22 protein-coding genes are annotated in these 16,551 nt (G+C 68.3%); 16 read left to right on the top strand and 6 right to left on the bottom strand.

The genetic code is table 11. The annotated features are described in order from the left end of the window. Positions 1 to 31 precede the first annotated feature (31 nt). The 11 genes from AB0F01_RS27825 to AB0F01_RS27775 all read left to right on the top strand — a co-directional run bounded on the left by AB0F01_RS27825 (position 32) and on the right by AB0F01_RS27775 (position 6,839). On the top strand, positions 32 to 292 hold the full coding sequence (locus AB0F01_RS27825) for a ferredoxin (RefSeq protein ID WP_318653059.1): 261 nt from the start codon (positions 32 to 34) through the stop codon (positions 290 to 292). Beyond that, positions 253 to 816, top strand: coding sequence for a hypothetical protein (locus AB0F01_RS27820; RefSeq protein WP_192229489.1), 564 nt, complete (start codon positions 253 to 255; stop codon positions 814 to 816). The genes AB0F01_RS27825 and AB0F01_RS27820 overlap by 40 nt, the downstream gene beginning before the upstream one ends. 101 nt (positions 817 to 917) lie before the next feature. Beyond that, positions 918 to 1,145 carry a hypothetical protein gene (locus tag AB0F01_RS27815; protein WP_225610488.1) on the top strand — a complete coding sequence of 76 codons (228 nt, stop codon included), beginning with the start codon at positions 918 to 920 and terminating at the stop codon, positions 1,143 to 1,145. 50 nt (positions 1,146 to 1,195) lie between these two features. Next, positions 1,196 to 1,588, top strand: a complete 393-nt coding sequence (locus AB0F01_RS27810) for a hypothetical protein (RefSeq protein ID WP_192229461.1) — start codon at positions 1,196 to 1,198, stop codon at positions 1,586 to 1,588. A gap of 216 nt (positions 1,589 to 1,804) precedes the next feature. After that, positions 1,805 to 2,002, top strand: coding sequence for a toxin-antitoxin system HicB family antitoxin (locus tag AB0F01_RS27805; RefSeq protein ID WP_225610487.1), 198 nt, complete (start codon positions 1,805 to 1,807; stop codon positions 2,000 to 2,002). Next, positions 1,999 to 2,295 carry a hypothetical protein gene (locus AB0F01_RS27800; protein WP_192229460.1) on the top strand — a complete coding sequence of 99 codons (297 nt, stop codon included), beginning with the start codon at positions 1,999 to 2,001 and terminating at the stop codon, positions 2,293 to 2,295. The genes AB0F01_RS27805 and AB0F01_RS27800 overlap by 4 nt, the downstream gene beginning before the upstream one ends. A gap of 145 nt (positions 2,296 to 2,440) precedes the next feature. Next, a complete protein-coding gene (locus tag AB0F01_RS27795) occupies positions 2,441 to 2,914 on the top strand; it encodes a hypothetical protein (RefSeq protein ID WP_192229459.1) in 474 nt (157 codons plus the stop codon). 255 nt (positions 2,915 to 3,169) lie between these two features. Beyond that, a complete protein-coding gene (locus tag AB0F01_RS27790; protein WP_192229458.1) occupies positions 3,170 to 3,829 on the top strand; it encodes an HNH endonuclease family protein in 660 nt (219 codons plus the stop codon). Positions 3,830 to 4,177: 348 nt separating this feature from the next. Next, entirely contained in the window at positions 4,178 to 5,047 is an 870-nt protein-coding gene (locus AB0F01_RS27785) for a DUF6192 family protein (RefSeq protein ID WP_192229457.1), read from the top strand. A gap of 84 nt (positions 5,048 to 5,131) precedes the next feature. Further along, complete coding sequence (locus AB0F01_RS27780; protein WP_192229456.1) at positions 5,132 to 5,545, top strand: hypothetical protein; 414 nt, start codon at positions 5,132 to 5,134, stop codon at positions 5,543 to 5,545. A gap of 343 nt (positions 5,546 to 5,888) precedes the next feature. Further along, positions 5,889 to 6,839: a hypothetical protein gene (locus tag AB0F01_RS27775; protein ID WP_362101179.1), complete on the top strand. Its 951-nt coding sequence runs from the start codon at positions 5,889 to 5,891 to the stop codon at positions 6,837 to 6,839. A 305-nt stretch (positions 6,840 to 7,144) separates the two neighbouring features. On the opposite strand, the gene AB0F01_RS27770 is transcribed toward AB0F01_RS27775, so the two are convergent. After that, entirely contained in the window at positions 7,145 to 7,543 is a 399-nt protein-coding gene (locus AB0F01_RS27770) for a hypothetical protein (protein WP_192229454.1), read from the bottom strand. Then, on the bottom strand, positions 7,540 to 7,839 hold the full coding sequence (locus tag AB0F01_RS27765; protein WP_318653058.1) for a helicase associated domain-containing protein: 300 nt from the start codon (positions 7,837 to 7,839) through the stop codon (positions 7,540 to 7,542). The genes AB0F01_RS27770 and AB0F01_RS27765 overlap by 4 nt, the downstream gene beginning before the upstream one ends. On the opposite strand from AB0F01_RS27765, the gene AB0F01_RS27760 reads away from it, so the two are divergent. From AB0F01_RS27760 to AB0F01_RS27740, 5 genes are all read left to right on the top strand, one after another. Beyond that, the gene (locus tag AB0F01_RS27760) at positions 7,751 to 7,948 is read left to right on the top strand and encodes a hypothetical protein (protein WP_225610501.1); all 198 of its coding nucleotides are present in this window, start codon (positions 7,751 to 7,753) and stop codon (positions 7,946 to 7,948) included. The genes AB0F01_RS27765 and AB0F01_RS27760 overlap by 89 nt on opposite strands. A 130-nt stretch (positions 7,949 to 8,078) precedes the next feature. Next, a complete protein-coding gene (locus tag AB0F01_RS27755) occupies positions 8,079 to 8,240 on the top strand; it encodes a hypothetical protein (RefSeq protein ID WP_225610485.1) in 162 nt (53 codons plus the stop codon). 382 nt (positions 8,241 to 8,622) lie between these two features. Continuing rightward, a complete protein-coding gene (locus AB0F01_RS27750; RefSeq protein ID WP_192229453.1) occupies positions 8,623 to 8,871 on the top strand; it encodes a hypothetical protein in 249 nt (82 codons plus the stop codon). Positions 8,872 to 8,963: 92 nt separating this feature from the next. Continuing rightward, entirely contained in the window at positions 8,964 to 10,175 is a 1,212-nt protein-coding gene (locus AB0F01_RS27745; RefSeq protein WP_225610484.1) for a type IV toxin-antitoxin system AbiEi family antitoxin domain-containing protein, read from the top strand. 63 nt (positions 10,176 to 10,238) lie between these two features. Then, complete coding sequence (locus AB0F01_RS27740; protein ID WP_318653057.1) at positions 10,239 to 11,159, top strand: nucleotidyl transferase AbiEii/AbiGii toxin family protein; 921 nt, start codon at positions 10,239 to 10,241, stop codon at positions 11,157 to 11,159. Between the two features lie 956 nt (positions 11,160 to 12,115). Here the strand turns inward: AB0F01_RS27740 and AB0F01_RS27735 are convergent. The 4 genes from AB0F01_RS27735 to AB0F01_RS27720 all read right to left on the bottom strand — a co-directional run bounded on the left by AB0F01_RS27735 (position 12,116) and on the right by AB0F01_RS27720 (position 16,548). Next, complete coding sequence (locus AB0F01_RS27735; protein ID WP_192229482.1) at positions 12,116 to 12,670, bottom strand: DUF305 domain-containing protein; 555 nt, start codon at positions 12,668 to 12,670, stop codon at positions 12,116 to 12,118. Positions 12,671 to 12,801: 131 nt separating this feature from the next. Continuing rightward, positions 12,802 to 13,458, bottom strand: coding sequence for a DUF3105 domain-containing protein (locus AB0F01_RS27730; protein WP_192229452.1), 657 nt, complete (start codon positions 13,456 to 13,458; stop codon positions 12,802 to 12,804). Between the two features lie 679 nt (positions 13,459 to 14,137). Continuing rightward, the gene (locus tag AB0F01_RS27725; RefSeq protein WP_192229451.1) at positions 14,138 to 15,397 is read right to left on the bottom strand and encodes an MFS transporter; all 1,260 of its coding nucleotides are present in this window, start codon (positions 15,395 to 15,397) and stop codon (positions 14,138 to 14,140) included. After that, on the bottom strand, positions 15,394 to 16,548 hold the full coding sequence (locus AB0F01_RS27720; protein WP_192229450.1) for a PLP-dependent cysteine synthase family protein: 1,155 nt from the start codon (positions 16,546 to 16,548) through the stop codon (positions 15,394 to 15,396). The genes AB0F01_RS27725 and AB0F01_RS27720 overlap by 4 nt, the downstream gene beginning before the upstream one ends. Between the last annotated feature and the right edge of the window lie 3 nt (positions 16,549 to 16,551).

The raw sequence follows: 16,551 nt of genomic DNA, 5'->3' as shown, positions 1-16,551 counted from the left end.
CGGGCCCGGGGTCTCCCGGTGGGAGTTCAGGATGGCGGGGTACTGGGCAGCCTCCGCGCACAGACCTGTCCAGCGAACCTGTCATCCAGGGGGTTTCATGCCTGTCTCGGTCGACCGGGAAGAGTGCTACGGCTCAGCGGAGTGCGTGCACCGGGTGCCTGACGTGTTCCGGGTCGTGGACGGCTATGGGGACGTCATCCCCGGCCAGGAGGGCGCGGACGGGGACCCGCGCGTCATTGCGGCCGCGGAGGCGTGCCCGTCGCAGGCCATCAGGATTTCGCAGGCCGGCTGAGAAGCCGCGCCCCGCTGGGCATACTGCTGGGCATGATGCCGTCGCTCGTTTCCCGCCTCTACGTGAAGATCGTGCTGATTGCGGCGTGCATGGTGCTCGGAGGGGCCTGTCTTGGCTTCTCGTTCTGGTGGTGGCGGGGAGCTGTGGTGGGGGCAATCCTGATGGCCTTGCTCGTAGGTGCCCTGGTGTTGTTTTCCCGCCGACGGACGCTGATGCTGCTGGGGGCCGATGCCGCGGAGGCGCAGGGATCGGCCGAGGGGGCAGCGGACGCGGCCGTCATAGGCATCTTCCTGTATCAGGCCGCGGTGGATCCGCTCACGCCGGGCGGTGTGAGCGAAGAGGAGCGGGAAGCCCGGCGTAGCCGGGCATACCAGATCGCCGCGTCCGAGGCGCTGCCCCGGAAGGTCCAGGTCTCGGCGGCGGCGGCCCTGGAAGTCCTCGATGAGGGGCAGGACGATGAGCGTGCGCAGGCTGCGCTGGAAGCGCTGGTGCGTTCGGTCTACGAGAGCCGCGCCGACTTCTGACGGCGGAACTGGCGGTCTGTCACTCACCGAACAGCGGCAGGGCAGGCCGGTGGTCGACCGTCCACTTCCGTGCGGCTCGGGCGGGGCGTACGGTCCAAGCCATGACCAGTGGAAACCGGCAGCGGCGTGACGGCTCGGCCAAGCGGGTTCAGCTGACCAGCGGTGACCACAGCGGCCCGAAGGACAAGAAGGCGAAGAAGCTGCGTGTCAGCCGGCCGGACCGGGCCCAGCGGAAGGCAGCCACCGGCCGGGCCTGGACGGAGCTGTTCGACCGCCTCCGCGAGGTGAAGGAACGGGAGCAGGCCAGGTCTGATCCCTCCCAGGAGTGATCAAGGAGCTGGGTCCGTGCCCACCTGATCAGTCTGCGGGTTAGCCGCTCATGCGACTCTCTGTGATCAAGTCGGCTGTCACCGTGGCGGCTGCCCTGGTGGTCCTGGCCCCTTCTGCGTCGGCGTCGGTCCCGATGAGCGCGGACCGCACCAAGGGGGAGGTGACGATCTCCGTCAAGGGCCGTGGACTGCACGTCGAGACGATCCACGTCACGAGCAGCAGGCAACGCACCTTGGAGGCGTTCCGCGTCTACCGGCACACCGGCTCGGCGGCCACCCAGTCGAATGTCACCCGCTGGAAGAAGGCCCGCTTCCACAAGGCCGGGATGACGCGCTTCGCCATGGCCTCATGGAAGATCAACCGGAAGTTCCCGCACGGGACGTGGCTGTGCGCCACGGCGAAGAAGTCGTCCGGCAACCCCTGCATCCAGGTCCGCCGCTGACCGCGCCGACACCACAGTGCCCGCACTGAACCCGGGCACTGTCTCGCGCTCCCTCGAACTGCGCTCATTGAGCGGCCGGTGCCCAATCCGCAAGCGGGTGGCAAGGGCACCGGCCAACCAAAGACCCTCACAAAGGAGGACTCACCGCCAGCATATCGGGCCACCGCTCCCCGCTGGCACTATGCGCCACCACAACCCGGTCGCTACGCTGCCACCATGTCTGTCACCACGATGACCCTCCGCGTCCCTGACGATCTCGCCCCCGCCATCCGGGCCGCCGCCGGCGAGGCCGGACTCAGCGTGAACGCCTACGTGGTGCGCGCCGCCCGCCGCGCCGCGACCCTGGATGCCGCCAAGCAGCTCGCCGCCCTCGGCCTCGCCGACACCCTCGCGGGCGAGGGCGACACCCTGTGAACCGCGGAGACATCTGGACACTCCCCGACGGCCGCAACGTCCTGATCATCAGCCTGACCGGACTCGAAGAGGCATACGGCGCCGTCCTGGCCATCGTCCTCCACGACAGCGGCCGCTACCCCGACACCGCCATGTCCGTCGTCATCGGCGACCCGCTCCCCTGCACAGCCGTCGCCGTCAACATCGTCCAACTGCGCACCGAACGATTCGACGGCGCCAAACTCATCGGCCCCGTCGACGCCGCAGCCATGGCCCGCGTCGACGCCGCACTACGCGCAGTCCAAGACCTCTGACCCGGCTCGCTGCGCCCGTACTGCGTGCCCCGCTGACCCGGGACAGTGCAGGAGCGGGGGACCATTCCCGGTCGAGCAGCGGCACTTTCGGCCGAAATCGGCGCAGCACGCATACCGGCCCCTGGCGCAGCTCATGGATGTCGGGGTGAAACTGCCACTGACTTCTCCTGTACAGCGCCTGGCCGGGGCCGGGGCGATGGTTGCCGTCCTGATGCTGACCGGCTGCACCCAGTCCCCTGCCGGGCATGACGAGCGGCTGAGCAAGGCCGCGGGCCTGGCGCGGGTCACCCTCGTGTGCCCGAAGGGGTTGTGGGAGGAGACCAAACCGGAGGGCGCCAACGAGGTCAAGGCCAAGGTGTCGGAGATCGCTTCCGGCCCTCGCTCGGGCCGCGGGCTGGTGCAGGTGACCATGACCGGCACCGACCTCGTCTCCTACCTCAAGGAGCTGGACTACAACGCCCACCCCTCGAAGTGGAACGGCGAGAAGGACAACACCGCCGCCTCCCGCCGTGTCTACGATGCCGTCGCCCCGGCCATCGACAAGATCGAAGCAGCCACCAGCCCGGACGACCCGGAACCGCAGATCATCATCGACGACACCATCAAGGACAAGACGTAGCCGCAACCGCAACGAACGGGCCGGTCCGGCACGGCGTACGCTGCGCCGGACCGGCCCGTTCGTTGCGGTTGCCGGGTACCGGCTGGCCGACCGCGACGACCAGCCGAGTGACTGCGTCGGGAGTTGGGCGTGCTCCGGGTGAAGTCTGCGTGAGGGTCCTACCGTCCGGTTGCCGGTACGACCATTGCGCCCATACGGGCGGCGCACTCGGAGAACGCCTGACAGCGCCCCCTGGAGGGCCGCTATCAACGGCCCATGCTCACTGCTGTGCTGCGGGGCCTGGCCGCCGCTTCCCTTGCCCTCGTGCCCTTCACCGTTCCTGCGCCTGCTCATGCGGGGGAGACGTTGCCGCTGGCCGAGGCCGTTACTCGTCTGCCGGTGGAGGCCGAGTCCCGTGACGGCTACGACCGGGACGCCTTCCGCCACTGGAACAGCGGAGACGACCCCGATGACGGGTGCAACACCCGCGGAGAGGTCCTGCTGGCCGAGGCGGTGGAGCCGCCTACGGTCGGGCCACGGTGCCGGCTGTCGGGCGGGCGTTGGTGGTCGTACTACGACCAGATGTGGGTGACATCCGCCTCCGGCCTGGACATCGACCACATGGTGCCCCTCGCTGAGAGTTGGGACAGCGGAGCGTCGGGCTGGACGGCGCAGCGGCGTGAGGCGTACGCCAACGACCAGGGCGCCGACGCCAGCCTGGTCGCCGTCACCGCACGTTCGAACCGCTCCAAGGCCGACCAGGACCCCGCCGAGTGGCTGCCCCCGGCCGCGGAGGTGCACTGCCGGTACGTCGCGGAGTGGGTGGCAACGAAACTCCGCTGGAGCCTCGCGGCCGACGAAACCGAAGTAGCGGCCCTGCACGAGACGGGAGCTGATTGCCCGGATCAGACAGTGACCTACGAGCCTGCCGCATAGGCTGCCTGGTGGCCGGCGCCAGGCTGCTGGCCACCAGGAACGACGTGCACGTCCCCCAGGCTGAGGGTCTTCGTCTCCGCTGCGGCCGTCATGCGCGCACGCAGCCCGAGCCGGTGGGAGACCAGGACCATCAGCAGCGACGTGAGAGTCATGATTCCGAAGCCGCCCAAGCAGCTCCAGGCTCGGCGGGTGCTGCTGGCCCACCGTTTGTCATGAGTCTTGTGTCATGAGTAGCGGCCCCATGAGTCCCACCTGCGACTTCTTTACCAGCCGGGCCGCAAAACAGGACGGAATGCTCAATTGAGCTATAAAATGCGTGCATATGCGTGATTAGGTCTGGAGGTCCGCATGACCGAGACGCTCACCGCTCACAGTGAGATCGAAGACTGGGCCGACAAAGTCAGCGAAGGGCAACGCCTGACTGGCTCCGAAGGGTCCGTCCAGTTCCGTCTCGGCGATCTGGGGCTTTCCCTGGCTCCCTTGCCGCCGAAGGGCAAGCGGCTGCCGATGAAGGCGTACAAGCTGCTGGCCGACTTCGCCGAGGAGATAGGCCAGCCGCGTGAGCGGTTCGAGGAGTACCGGCTGGTGGCGGGTGCCTGGCCGAAGCCCAGGCGCAACCGCCAGGTGTGCTGGACGGTCCACGCCACGTTGGCCCGGCACCCGGACCGCTTCATCATGATCAACAATCCGCCGCTCTACCGGAAATCAGGACAGCGGCGCTGGACCTGTGACGCGGCACGCAAAGCGATGGGCTGGTCGTCGGGCGAGCGGGACACCGATGAGGACAAGCTGCGCCAGGTCGAGGACCTGCTGGCCGATGAACAGGTAGCCGCCGTCGCGGTGGAACGGGTCATGCAGCGGGAGCCGGTGCTGCGACGCGTCGCACAGCGTCAGCCGGTGCGGGAAGCCTTCAACCGAGCCCAGGTGGAGGAAATGCGCACCGCTCACGAGGAGACCCGCCGGCTTCCCGAGGTGCAGCGCATCAATGAGGAAGCCGAAGTCCTGACCGTGCTGGGGCTGTGTCACTCGTTCGCCCACGGCATCGGGCGGGCTCTGCCCGGTCTTCACCTGGCCGAGCTGTCCGATGAGGCGAAGGACTCGGTCCGCGAAGGACTGGAGCGGGTCACCGCAGCAGTGGGCTGGACCGAGCATGTGCTGGAAACCGGCAGGACGGACATGGACGAGGCGCTGGAGCGCCTGATAGCGGGCGAAGGCTAAGCGCTCCGGACCGACGCCGGCCCGGAGCGGGCAGCAGCCCGACCTGCCCAGGCATCAACGAGGGGGACAAGGAGGCACTGTCCCATGACTTCGCATCTGAAGAGGGAGGAGAGCGCACGCAGGGTCGCCGACGCCTTGGACCGTGCCGGTGAACGCGGCATGACTCTTTCCGAACTCACCGACACAACCGGAATGACCGTCTCCCAGACCCGGGCAGGTCTTGCCTACCTGAAGGAAGCGATACCAGGGCTCAAAGGCAGTTCGGCGATCTTCTCCTACGACCCGCACGGCCACCTGTACCGCACGGCGTTCATAGCGGACGTCGTCGAGGCATACGAACTCATGCGCATCGCCGGCGAGTGCACCCGCAGCTACCGCATCCTCTCGGGCACGGTCATCCCGCACACCAAGAACAGCCGGGGACGGGCGGTGCGCATGCTGCGCCGCCACCTGGAACTGGTCGTCGACGAGAGCCACGATCTGCTCGAACCGACCTGACCCCTCCACCCGTGATCCGCGCCAACCGTGGGGCACCGTTCCGGGACGCTGGCCCGTAGTCGTCCGTCTCGTCGCCTACGGCGTACAGGTCGCGCATCTCCAAATGGACTGCCGTGTGGTGGGTGTCGGCGAGCAGCTCAGCAGCGGCTGTCCACGCCCTACATCGGCTGGACCAACGCTCAGATCAGGCCGCTTGATGTCAGTACCCCTCATTACGCTTCAGCCAGTACGTCGTGAAGGGGACGAAATGGCTGGCACCAAGATCGATCAGCGCGCGATCGAGAAGCACGTGAAGGAGATCAACAAAGCCTACGGGCGGGCCTTCAAGAAGTACCCGATCACTGTGCCCCTGGGCAGCAGGAGTTTCGCTGCCTCCGCCGGGGCCACCGGCCTGGGGGTGGGCATCGAGGAGGACCCACAGCTGGTCCGCTACCTGATCTGGCTCGGTGAGTTGCCTCAAAACCGGTTCGGAGAACAAGCCGACTACGCCGAGCACTCTGGTACGCCCCTGGAAGACGTTGCGGTCCTTGCCGCCGAGCTGGAGCGGGACGGCCTGATCGACTCCATGGGCTCCTTCGGCTCCCCCGACTCCCACAGGATCACCAACGACGGACGCGTGGAACTGCGGCGGCTCTCCCAACTGCGCAGCGCACCCGCCGCCCGACACCGCTACGCCACGGATGGCTTCCTGCGCTGGCTCTACGCCACCGCGCACGACCAGCGCCCCACGGACCCAGCCGTCTTCCTGGGGACTACCGAGTCGTACTTCGCCGGCAGCGCTTTGTCGGAAACTGAGCTCGACTACGCGCTGGCGCGCCTGACGAACCCCGGACTCATCGTCGACGTCGGCACCCAGCCCAAAACCGTCGCCATCACTCTCGACGGCATCGACTGCGTACTTTCTGGAGCGACCGTGAGCGACTACCTCAACCGCACCCGCCCTGGCGACTACTACAGCATCACCGGCACCAACGTGGTCGCCGGTTCCCAGGCCAAGGTCGAGCAGCACAACCACAACAACGCCTTCGACCCCACCGCCATGCGCGAGTTCGCGGCCCTAGTCCAGCAGCTCGCCCCGACCTACGGCCTCGAACCTGCACAGCAGGCCGAACTCATCCACGATGCCGAGCTCCTCGGTGAGGAGGCCGACAGCGAGACCGCCCAGCCCGGACGCCTCCGCACCGCGTACGACACCGTTATGGGCCGACTGACCCAGATCGGAACCGCGTCGGCCGCCCTGACCACGACCATCCAGCAAGGTCAGCAGGCATACAGCACAGTCTTCGGCGGATAGAAGCCGACGGTTCCAACTGCGTCCGAATCCACGCTGGGGCCGTCCGCGCCCTCCACGCCAGACCCACTCCGATCCCGGCGCCCACGGCGGCGGCCCGGCCCGGCCATACCGGGACGTCGTCGTCCGCCGTGGGCGTCAGGATGACGGTCGGGGAGCACCCCGAAGATCCCAGGACCTACACAGTGCGATGCTCGCGGCTCAGCCCTCGGGCATCCCCAATGTGGAGCGGTGCCGCTGGCCCCGGACAGCGAAGGCCCCCGAATGCCCGTGCGCTCGGGGGCCTTCGCCGGTCTCGCCGTCACTGCTCACCAGTCGTCAGGTGCGCTGCCCACCCACGCGACCGGCTGGCCTTCGCTGTTGTGGCCCCAGTGCGGTTCTTCCATCGAGGTCTCGTGTCTGTCGGGCAGGACGCAGATCCGTCCCCAGCGGCCGTGCCTGCCCGCACAGAGCCCGGCGAGCTGGGCCGTGTCGCCTTCCGCCACCGCATGGTCGTAGCGGTCCTGGAACCGCTGGAGGCGGGCGCACAGCTCCATGCCCAGCTCCGTCTCCGCCGCCTCCACCCGGTTCCGCGCCGCCTGTACCCCCGGGTCGGACAGCACAGTCGAGATGACGTCCTCCGCCCCCGCGAAGGCCCTGGTGCGGGCGTGCCGCCGGACGGCGTCCTGCACCCGCTGCTCCGCGGCCTCCTGACCGTTCGCGCTCATCGCACCGCTTCTTCTGTGGCTGCTGCCCACTCCAGCCCGAGTCCGGCGAGTGCGGCCCGCTGCTCGGGGCCGAGCTTGTCCCGCCTCGACTTGGTGTTGGAGATCCATACGCCGAGCTTGTGCTGGTGCTTCTGGCCGCCGATGACGATGCATTCGACGTGACCGCGCGGTACTGCCTTCTGGACGCCCTCGCGCTGGATCCACTGCGTGAGGGCCGCCAGACCGCGTTGGAAGGCCGACGTCTTCCCTCCGCACCTGGCCGTCGGGGCCGGTACGGGCCGTTCGGCGGGTTTCACGCCCAGCGCTCCGCCGCTGCTGCTCCTCGCCGCGACCCTCGACGCCGCCAAGCAGCTCGCTGCCCTCGGCCTCGCCGACACCCTCGCGGGTGAGGGCGACACCCTGTGAACCGCGGAGACATCTGGACACTCCCCGACGGCCGCAACATCCTGATCATCAGCCTGACCGGACTCGAAGAGGCATACGGCGCCGTCCTGGCCATCGTCCTCCACGACAGCGGCCGCTACCCGACACAGCCATGTCCGTCGTCATCGGCGACCCGCTCCCCTGCACAGCCGTCGCCGTCAACATCGTCCAGCTGCGCACCGAACGCTTCGACGGCGCCAAACTCATCGGCCCCGTCGACGCCGCAGCCATGGCCCGCGTCGACGCCGCCCTGCGCGCCGTCCAAGACCTCTGACCCGACTCGCTGCGCCCGCTCGCATAGCCGCACCCGGGCCTCTTCCGCCTGCTGCGTGAGTCATTCCCGGTCCGACGGTGGCATTTCAGCCGAAATCTTCCCAGCGCGATATCGGCTCACGGTCCGACTCGAGGATGTCGGGGTGAAAATGCCCCTGATCTCCTGTACAGCGCCTGGCCGAGGCCGACGCGATCGTTTCTGCCCTGATGCTGACCGGCTGAACCCAGTCCCAGCAGGGCATGACGAGCGCCTCAGCAAGGCCGCGGGCCTGGCGCGGGTCACCATCGTGTGCCCGAAGGGGTTGTGGGGGAGGCCAAGCCAGAGGGCGCCAACGAGGTCAAGGCCAAGGTATCGGAGATCGCTTCCGGCCCTCGCTTCGACCATGGGCTGGTCACCATGGCTGACCACCGTGCTGCTGGCTCTGACTCCCGCCGTGGCCAGCTTCCTCGGAGGGCTGCTGTCGGAGGTTGTGCCGTGGTCCGGGCAGATCCTCAGTGTCGCGCTGCACCTGGCCACCGGCATCGTCATTGCCGTGGTCGGCCTGGAGCTGATGCCCCGGGCGCTGGAGGTCGCCCCAGCCTGGGTTACCCATGCGCGCCTCCATCGCCGGCGCGTCGATTGGGCAGCATGAACGCAGAGTAAGTTACATTAATCCGCGAGGCATGCAGAGCTTGTTACGTTCTGGACGTAAGAAAGTCTGCGAGATTGGGTAATCTTCTCTGTATGAACCGGGCTGAGCAGCTGACGCTCGTAGCGGGAATGGCTGCTGATCAATGGGGGCTGGTCACCGCGGCGCAGGTAAAGAACCTGGGCCTCAGCGGTGTCCAGCTCATGCGCCTGACCGAGGCCGGTCTGCTGGAGAACGTCGGCCGGGGCGTTTACGTCCTGTCGGCCGTCGGCATGCCACAGCACGTGGAGATCAAGGTGGCCTGGCTGCGCCTGCAACCCGGCGTTCCCGCCTGGGAACGGCCCTTGGGCGGCCGGGACTCCGGAGTTGTCTCCCACGCCTCAGCCTGCCAGCTGCACGGCCTCGGCGACATCCCCGCCCCCGAGGTCGAGATCAGTGTCCCCCGCCGCCGCACCACCACGGAATCCTTCGTCCGGCTGCGCACTGCGTCCCTGGACGCCGCGGACATTACGGTCGTGGACGGGCTGCCGGTCACCACCGCGGCCCGCACCATCATCGACCTCCTGCACGCCAAAGCCGACGGCGGGCACGTCGGCGGTGTGATCGCCGACGCGGAACGCCGCGACCTCGTGGACCTCGACGAGCTGGCGGCCGCGGTCCAGCCGTATGCCCGCAAGTACGGTCTGCCCGCAGCGGCCACAGGCCACGAACTCATCGAGCACCTGGCCGGCCAGGCAGGGCGGCTGCTGCACTCGCAGGAAGTGGCTCGCGCAGGCGAGGAAGGCCTCGCCCTCGGCGCAGAAATCGGCGCTCTCAGCGGTTCCGACATCCTGGTGCGCTACCTCAACACCCAGCCCCATACCAACGCTGGCAAACCCCTCGGACACTCCATAGCGGCAGAAGCCCTCGCACCGTTGTTCCGCGACATCTTCGCGCAACAACAACTCGGGATCCGGACGGCATTCGCTGGCACCACGCCCCGGATCATCCCCCACCTCAAGATGCTGCGTGCCCTCCGGCAAGAGACATCGTCACCCCTTGCTGAAGCACTCAAGAACGCCACGCCTTCCTCACGGCTCGCGGCAGCCCTACAACGGGCCACAGGGCCAGGCAGCGCCATGTCAGCCCACAAGACACCTGGCATCCCCTCACCTGAAGCCCCGCAGGCACTGCCGGACGCGGCGGAAACCGCGACGGGCCAGGCCGCCCGCGTGCGGCAGCAGACGGAAGCGAAAGCATCCGGCAGCGAAGACACACCCGACGCACAGGACGATTCCGCACCGGAGGATGGCGACCAAAGAGACTGAGGGCAGGCACCCACCCGGCTAGAGTCAGCGAATCCAGGAGAGCAGGGTGGGGGAGAGCCGCGCGTGGCCAAGACCTATGCGAGTCCGGCAGCGTTCAAGTCAGCGCTGACGCAGGCAGCCAGGAAAATGTCGAGACAGGCCGGTATCAGCGTTCCGGATCTCTTGAAGATCTTCTACTTCAACCGCCTCACTGCCCGCGTCTTCACCGCGGAACCTGACGGCTGGCTCATCAAAGGTGGCCAGGCCCTGCTCGTCCGCTACCAGGGAGCCGCACGACTCAGCCAGGACATCGACCTGCAGAACACCCAACCGGACTGCAGTGCCGAAGAAGCCAGACAACTCATCATCGAGGCAGCCTCCACCGACCTGAACGACCACCTGCGCTACGTCGCCGGCAAGTTCCTCGGACACAGCGACGAGGGCCGCGGCGGCGCCCAGTACTTCCAGGTCTACCTCGGCACTGGCCTGGTGGACACCCTCAAGGTCGACCTCGTCGTCGGCCGCACCCTGGCCGGCACCCCCGAAACCCGCACCCTGCAGTCCGCCGTCGACATTGCCTGGCCCGTCGACTGGCCCGAAGTCCGCCTTTACCCCGTCATCGACCACATCGCAGACAAAATCTGCGCCATGTACGAGCGTCACGGCAAGGACGGCCAACACGGATCCAACCGATACCGCGACCTGGCCGACCTTCTCCTGATCAGCCAGCAGGAAGCCGTGTCCGGCGAAGCCGTCTGCCACGCTCTCCAGCGGGAAGCAGAGCGCCGGCGCAGCCTCGGGACCCGAGTCATACTTCCCACTGCGTTCGAGGCCCCTGGCCCCGACTGGAACGACGGATACCCTCAGCAAGCTGCCATCGTGCTCGGCTTGCAGGGCTGCAGCAGCTTCGCCGAAGCGGCCACGGCAGCCGAAGCCTTCATCAACCCCATACTCAGCAGCACGGCACACGGCACATGGAACCCTCACCGAAGGACGTGGGCCTGATCTGCAGGCCGCTCCCGGAGGCCATGCGGTCGACAGGACCGCTGGCACGGACAGCGGGGAGTGTCAATGCTGTGATCTACGGTCGTCGTGCCCCCTGTGCGGGGGGTTGTGCTCTCGCCTGGCCGAACCGGGAACCTCCACCCATCAGCGCGCGAATGCTCTCCCAGCCGTGCCGGATACTGCCGTGATCGCTATCGTCCCGCGAATCCTTGATCACGAGGAGTAGCAACGTCCTGCCTGGTCATCCTGGTTGTCCTCCCAGCACGGCGGCCTCGACACCCGTCTGCTCGGGGTGTCGGCGTGCCCTCCGGGATGAGTCCGCCGGGCTCACATGGCCGACGACGAGAAGGGGGCGTACCCCGTATGAATCCTCGGCAGATGGCGGCCACCATGGCCACGACGGTGACCGTGTCCGCCTGGAGTTGCGTCTGACCAACCTGCTGGCCAGCCGTGCAGCGCCTGTCTCGGTACGACCGTTGCGCCCGCACGGGCGGCGCGCTCCTCAGATTTCCGGTACCGCCCCCACACGGGGCAGATACCGCCGATCCACGCTCACGTCTGTGCTGTGCCGGCTGGCCATTGCTTCCCCTGCAGTCATTCCGTTCACCGTCTTCACGCCCGACCGGGCCGCGAAGACCCTTCCACAGACAAGCCGCCGCCCGTCTGCTGGTCACGGGGGAGGGGCCGTGAAGGTGATGACCGGGTGCCTGCCGCAACGAGAACACCGACGCCTGCCTCTCGGACAACTGCAACACACGCGCCGAAGCCCTGATTGCGGAGGCGGTGGAACCACCGACGGTGGGGCCGACGGTCCCCGTTGGGGCCTTGATCATGATTGGTCGCTCCACTCGTACGCCCAGGGCTGGATGGCCTTGCCCGGAACCGTGTGAGAGCGGATCGAACGGGACCGTGGGACCTCCCCGCCCGGGGGGAAGGTCCCACGAGCTGAGGCAGGGTTACCTCGGTGCGGCCCCGCGCTCCTTCAGCAAGGCGGTCATCAGCTCCACCTCCGACTGCTGGCCCTCGACCATCCTCTGCGCCAGCTTCCGCTCGGTGTCCACCTCGCACTGCGAGACACAGGCACGGGCCATGTCGACGCCGCTCAGATGGTGGTCGATCATGAGCTGGAGGTAGAGGATCTCCGCCTGATCGTCCTCGAGCTCACCGAGCCGGTCGAGTTCCGCCGCCGTGGCCATCCCCGGCATCAGGGCACCGCCCTTCGGCCCGTGGCCCTCGCGGCCACCAGGCATCCACGCCATGTACCCGTCGGGCGAGACCTTCGGCAGTTCCCACAGTTCGAGCCAGCCGAGCATCATGCCGCGCTGGTTGGCCTGGGTCTGCGCGATGTCGTACGCGAGGCGCCGGATGTCCTCGTCGCCCGTGCGGTCACGGACGATATACGACATCTCCACCGCCTGCTGGTGGTGGATGGCCATGTCGCGAGCGAACCCGGCATCGGCGGAGTCCGCGGCCGGAACACCGGCCGCGCGCTCGTCCTCCCCGCCCACCATCACCAGGACCGACAGGGCCACGACCACGGCGACCAGGGCCGCCGCGCCGACGGTCAGCCCACGGGCGAGGCCGGGCCGTGCGCCGGACGACTCTCCCAGGCCCGTGGCTGGTTCCGTCGTGAGCGTGCCGGTCACGACGGCATCAGGCCACCCGAGCAGGCGGCTCCCGGCTCGGGGGTCTGGGGCCCTTGGACGTACTTGGTGAAGAACCGGTCGATCCGCGGGTCCGATGCCTTGTCCACGGTGAGCTGGCGCCCCCAGGCCGACAGCGTGATCGCCCCGGCTTGATCCTGGACCGGACTCATCAGACTGTATGGAGTTTTGGAGACCTTGTCCCCGAGAGCCTTGATGTCGGCGTCGGGGGTCTTGGCGTTGTAGGTGACCCAGACCGCGCCGTGCTCGAGGGAGTGGACAGCGTTCTCATTCGGTATGGCCTTGGTGTAGACGGTGCCTTCGCAGGTCATCCACGCCTGGCTGTGATCGCCGCCGACCGGCGGGCTCATCGCGTACTTCACGGTGCCGGGGACGTGGTTGCGGGTGAGCTTCTTCGCCTCCCAGGTCTTCTCACCCTCGACAGGCTTCTTCGCCTCGGCCGCCTGCTGCTCGCTCTTCTCGTTGGCGCTGTTGAGGGCGTATCCGCCCCACCCGACCAGCCCGGCGACGATGACCGTGCTGAGCGAGATGGTGAGGGTACGGTTGCGGCGCTCCCGGGCTCGCTCGGCGCGACGCATCGCCTCGATGCGCTCCTTCCGGCTGGCGGCGGTGGCCTTCTTGCTGGTCTTGCTCATGACTGAATGTCCTCTTCTCCGCCTTGGTGTGGACGTGCGGCGGTGGGTGCGACGGGAGACGGATGGTGCTCGGTGCCCAGGTACGCGGGAGCGTGCGGGGCCCAGGCAACCGATCAGGTCCGCTGCACCTGCAGGACGTGGAGATCCGGAGCCTCGTCGGGCAGGGGGCGCGCGGCGAGAAGTGTGGGGCTATCCGGTGGTTCGGGAAGACCCGGTGCGCGGGGCAAGATTGCCGGCGCGGACTGTACGGGGGTGGCGGACACTGCGCCGCCGAAGTGGACGGTGGGAGCACAGCACACGTCACCGGCAGGGCATTCCTGCTGCTGCGCGGACGCCAGGGCGTGGTGCCCGGCCGGGATGCCTGCTGGCGTCGCCTGTCCGGACGAAACGCTGGTCATGGCCGTCGTGGGGCTTGTGTGGCTGCCGGCGCTACTGTGCGCCCCGTACCCCAGGCACATGACCAGCGCGGCGAGCAGCAAAGCCAGAGCAGGGCCGAGGGCCGCGGGAGGCGTGGTCCACCATGCTCCGCGGTTGTTTCGCTGCGCCAGCGGCGCCCGGCTCTTCATCAGGAGAGATGCTAAGCGGTTCCTGTGGGTGATGGGGCGGTCCGGGTCGGAACAGCGTTGAGCTGGGCCGTGTAATTGGTCCCCAGCCAGACGGCGTCGAAGCTGACCACGGGTCAGGCGGGCGCGAGTTGCGGTTCCTGGCGTACGGCCAGGCGCCCACTGCGGGCGAGCGCTGCGACGGATGACGCGCACGCCAGCCCGGTGACGGTCAAAGCGCACCAGGTCAGCCAGAGGGCGTCATGGCCGGCGGCGAAATCCCAGAGGGCGCCGGTGGCGAGGTTGCCCAGGGTGATACCCACACCGGAGACGGTGTTGTACAGGCCGTAGTGCGTGGCGACGAGACGGTTACCGGCGAGCGTGACGACGGTGTCCATCTCGAACGGATAGACCACCGAGCTGCCGGCTGCGAGCAGTGCCACCGCCATCACGAGGGCGGCCAGGACGGCGGCTGTAGCGCCTGACGGAGTGAGAGCCAGGGGCAGGAAAGCCAGGCCCATCGCGGTTAGCCCGCGTACCAATGCCTGGGCGGGACTCCATCGCTTCTTCGCCCAGCCGGTCAGCCGTAGCTGGCCGCCGACCGCGACGGCCGCGGAGACCACGAACAGTCCGCTGGTCACCCACGTGCCCTGTGAGCCCAGCGCACTCTGCGCGGCCAGGGGCAGGGCGAGGTAGACCTGGAAGGTCAGCACGTACGAGCCGATCATCGCCGTGGAGAAGAGCAGGAAGGGCCGGTTGGTCACGACGGTGCCCCACTGCGAGAGCACACCTCTTGGCGCGGCCGTGGCCTCGGCGCTGTCGCCGCGGCGTACGGGCAGTGCCCGCCCCTGCAGCACGGTCAGTGCGGCGAAGACGGCAGCGGCTACCGTGCACACGAGGCGGAAGTCGGCAGCCAGGAGGGCGATGCCCACCAGCGGTCCGAGCAGCATGCCAGCCTGGTAGTAGACGTTGAAGGTGGCGAAGGCGTCCACGCGCCGGTCACCGGCCTCAGCGGCGAGATAGGCACGAACGGCCGGATTGAACAGCGCGCCGGCGAAGCCGGTGGCCGCTGAGGCGGCGATCAGGGCGGGCAGGTTGTCGACCCAGCCGAGCAGACCGAAGCCAACGGTGCGCAACAGGCAGCCCGCCATGATGGGAGCCTTGTAGCCGAAACGGTCGGCGATGGTGCCGCCGATCAGGAACATGCCCTGCTGGGAGAAGTTGCGCACGCCCAGGACGAGGCCAACGGCCCAGGCCGCCAGTCCGAGCCCACCGGACAGATGGGCGGCGAGGTAGGGCATGAGCATGTAGAAGGCCAGGTTGATGGCGAACTGGTTGACCATCAGCAATCGGGCTGCGGGCGAGAAGGAGCGGGTCTGCCGCAACAGGGTCATCATCGGGAAGCCCCCGCAAAGGCCTGCCCGACCGGCTGTTTCTGACCGGTCGCGGTGAGAGGGTTCGTGACGTCGGTGCAGCGGGTCCAGCGGGTGACGATCCGGTCGCCGGGGTGGGCGATTTCCTCCGGCTCGTCGGCGGGCAGTTGGCCGAGGATGCGCTGCTCGTGGCAGTAGACGTTGTTGAAGACGGTGCCGACGTAGCGTTGCGGGCCGTCAGGGAAGACGGCGACGATCCTGTCCTCGGCGGGCAGCGTGCGGGACAGCCAGCGAGCCACGAGAGCTACCGCCCCGACACTCCAGCCACCGGTGGCGTAGTGGTCACGGGCCAGTCGCCGAGCCGCCCACACGGCCTCGGGGGCGGCGACCCAATGCACCTCGTCGAACAGGTGGTACGCGACGTTGCCGGGGTAGATGCTGCTGCCCAGACCGCGCATCAGACGTGGGGAGGCGGGCTGGCCGAAGATGGTCGATCCGGTGGTGTCGACACCCACCACTCGGAGGTGAGGGAAGAAGCCGCGCAGCACGGAGGCGATGCCGGCGGAGTGGCCGCCGGTGCCCACGGAGACGACGAGCGTGTCGATCCGGCCGAGTTGGGCGATGAGCTCGTGGGCCAGCGGGGCGTAGGCAGCCACGTTGTCCGGGTTGTTGTACTGGTCCGGACACCAGGCATCCGGGTGTTGCGCGAGGATCTCCTCGACGCGATGGCGGCGTGCTTGTTGCCAGCCACCGGTGGGGTGAGGGGCGTCGACGGTTTCGACCTCGGCGCCGTATGCGGTGAGGAGCCCGGTCATGAGGGGTTCCATGCCGGGGTCGGTGACGACGGTGACCGGGTGGCCGTAGGTGGCACCGGCGAGCGCCAGGCCCAGGCCCAGGGTGCCGGAGGTGGACTCGACGATCCGTGCGCCGGGCAGCAGTTGTCCGCGCTCCAGGGCGGCGCGGACCATGTGCAGGGCGGTGCGATCCTTGATGCCGCCGGGGTTGTGTCCTTCGAGCTTGGCCCAGAAGCCGCGTCCGGCGGCGGTGAAGGGTTCACCGATCCACAGCACGGGGGTGTCGCCGACCAGCCCGGCGGGCGTGTGCATCGGGCGCTTGGCGTCGGCGAGCAGCTGGGCGGGGGAAGTGAGAACAGCGGGGTGAGTGACGTCGTTCATGGC

Source organism: Streptomyces sp. NPDC029526 (genome assembly GCF_040637405.1).
Classification (GTDB): domain Bacteria; phylum Actinomycetota; class Actinomycetes; order Streptomycetales; family Streptomycetaceae; genus Streptomyces.
This window is presented reverse-complemented; position numbering and strand designations above follow the sequence as displayed.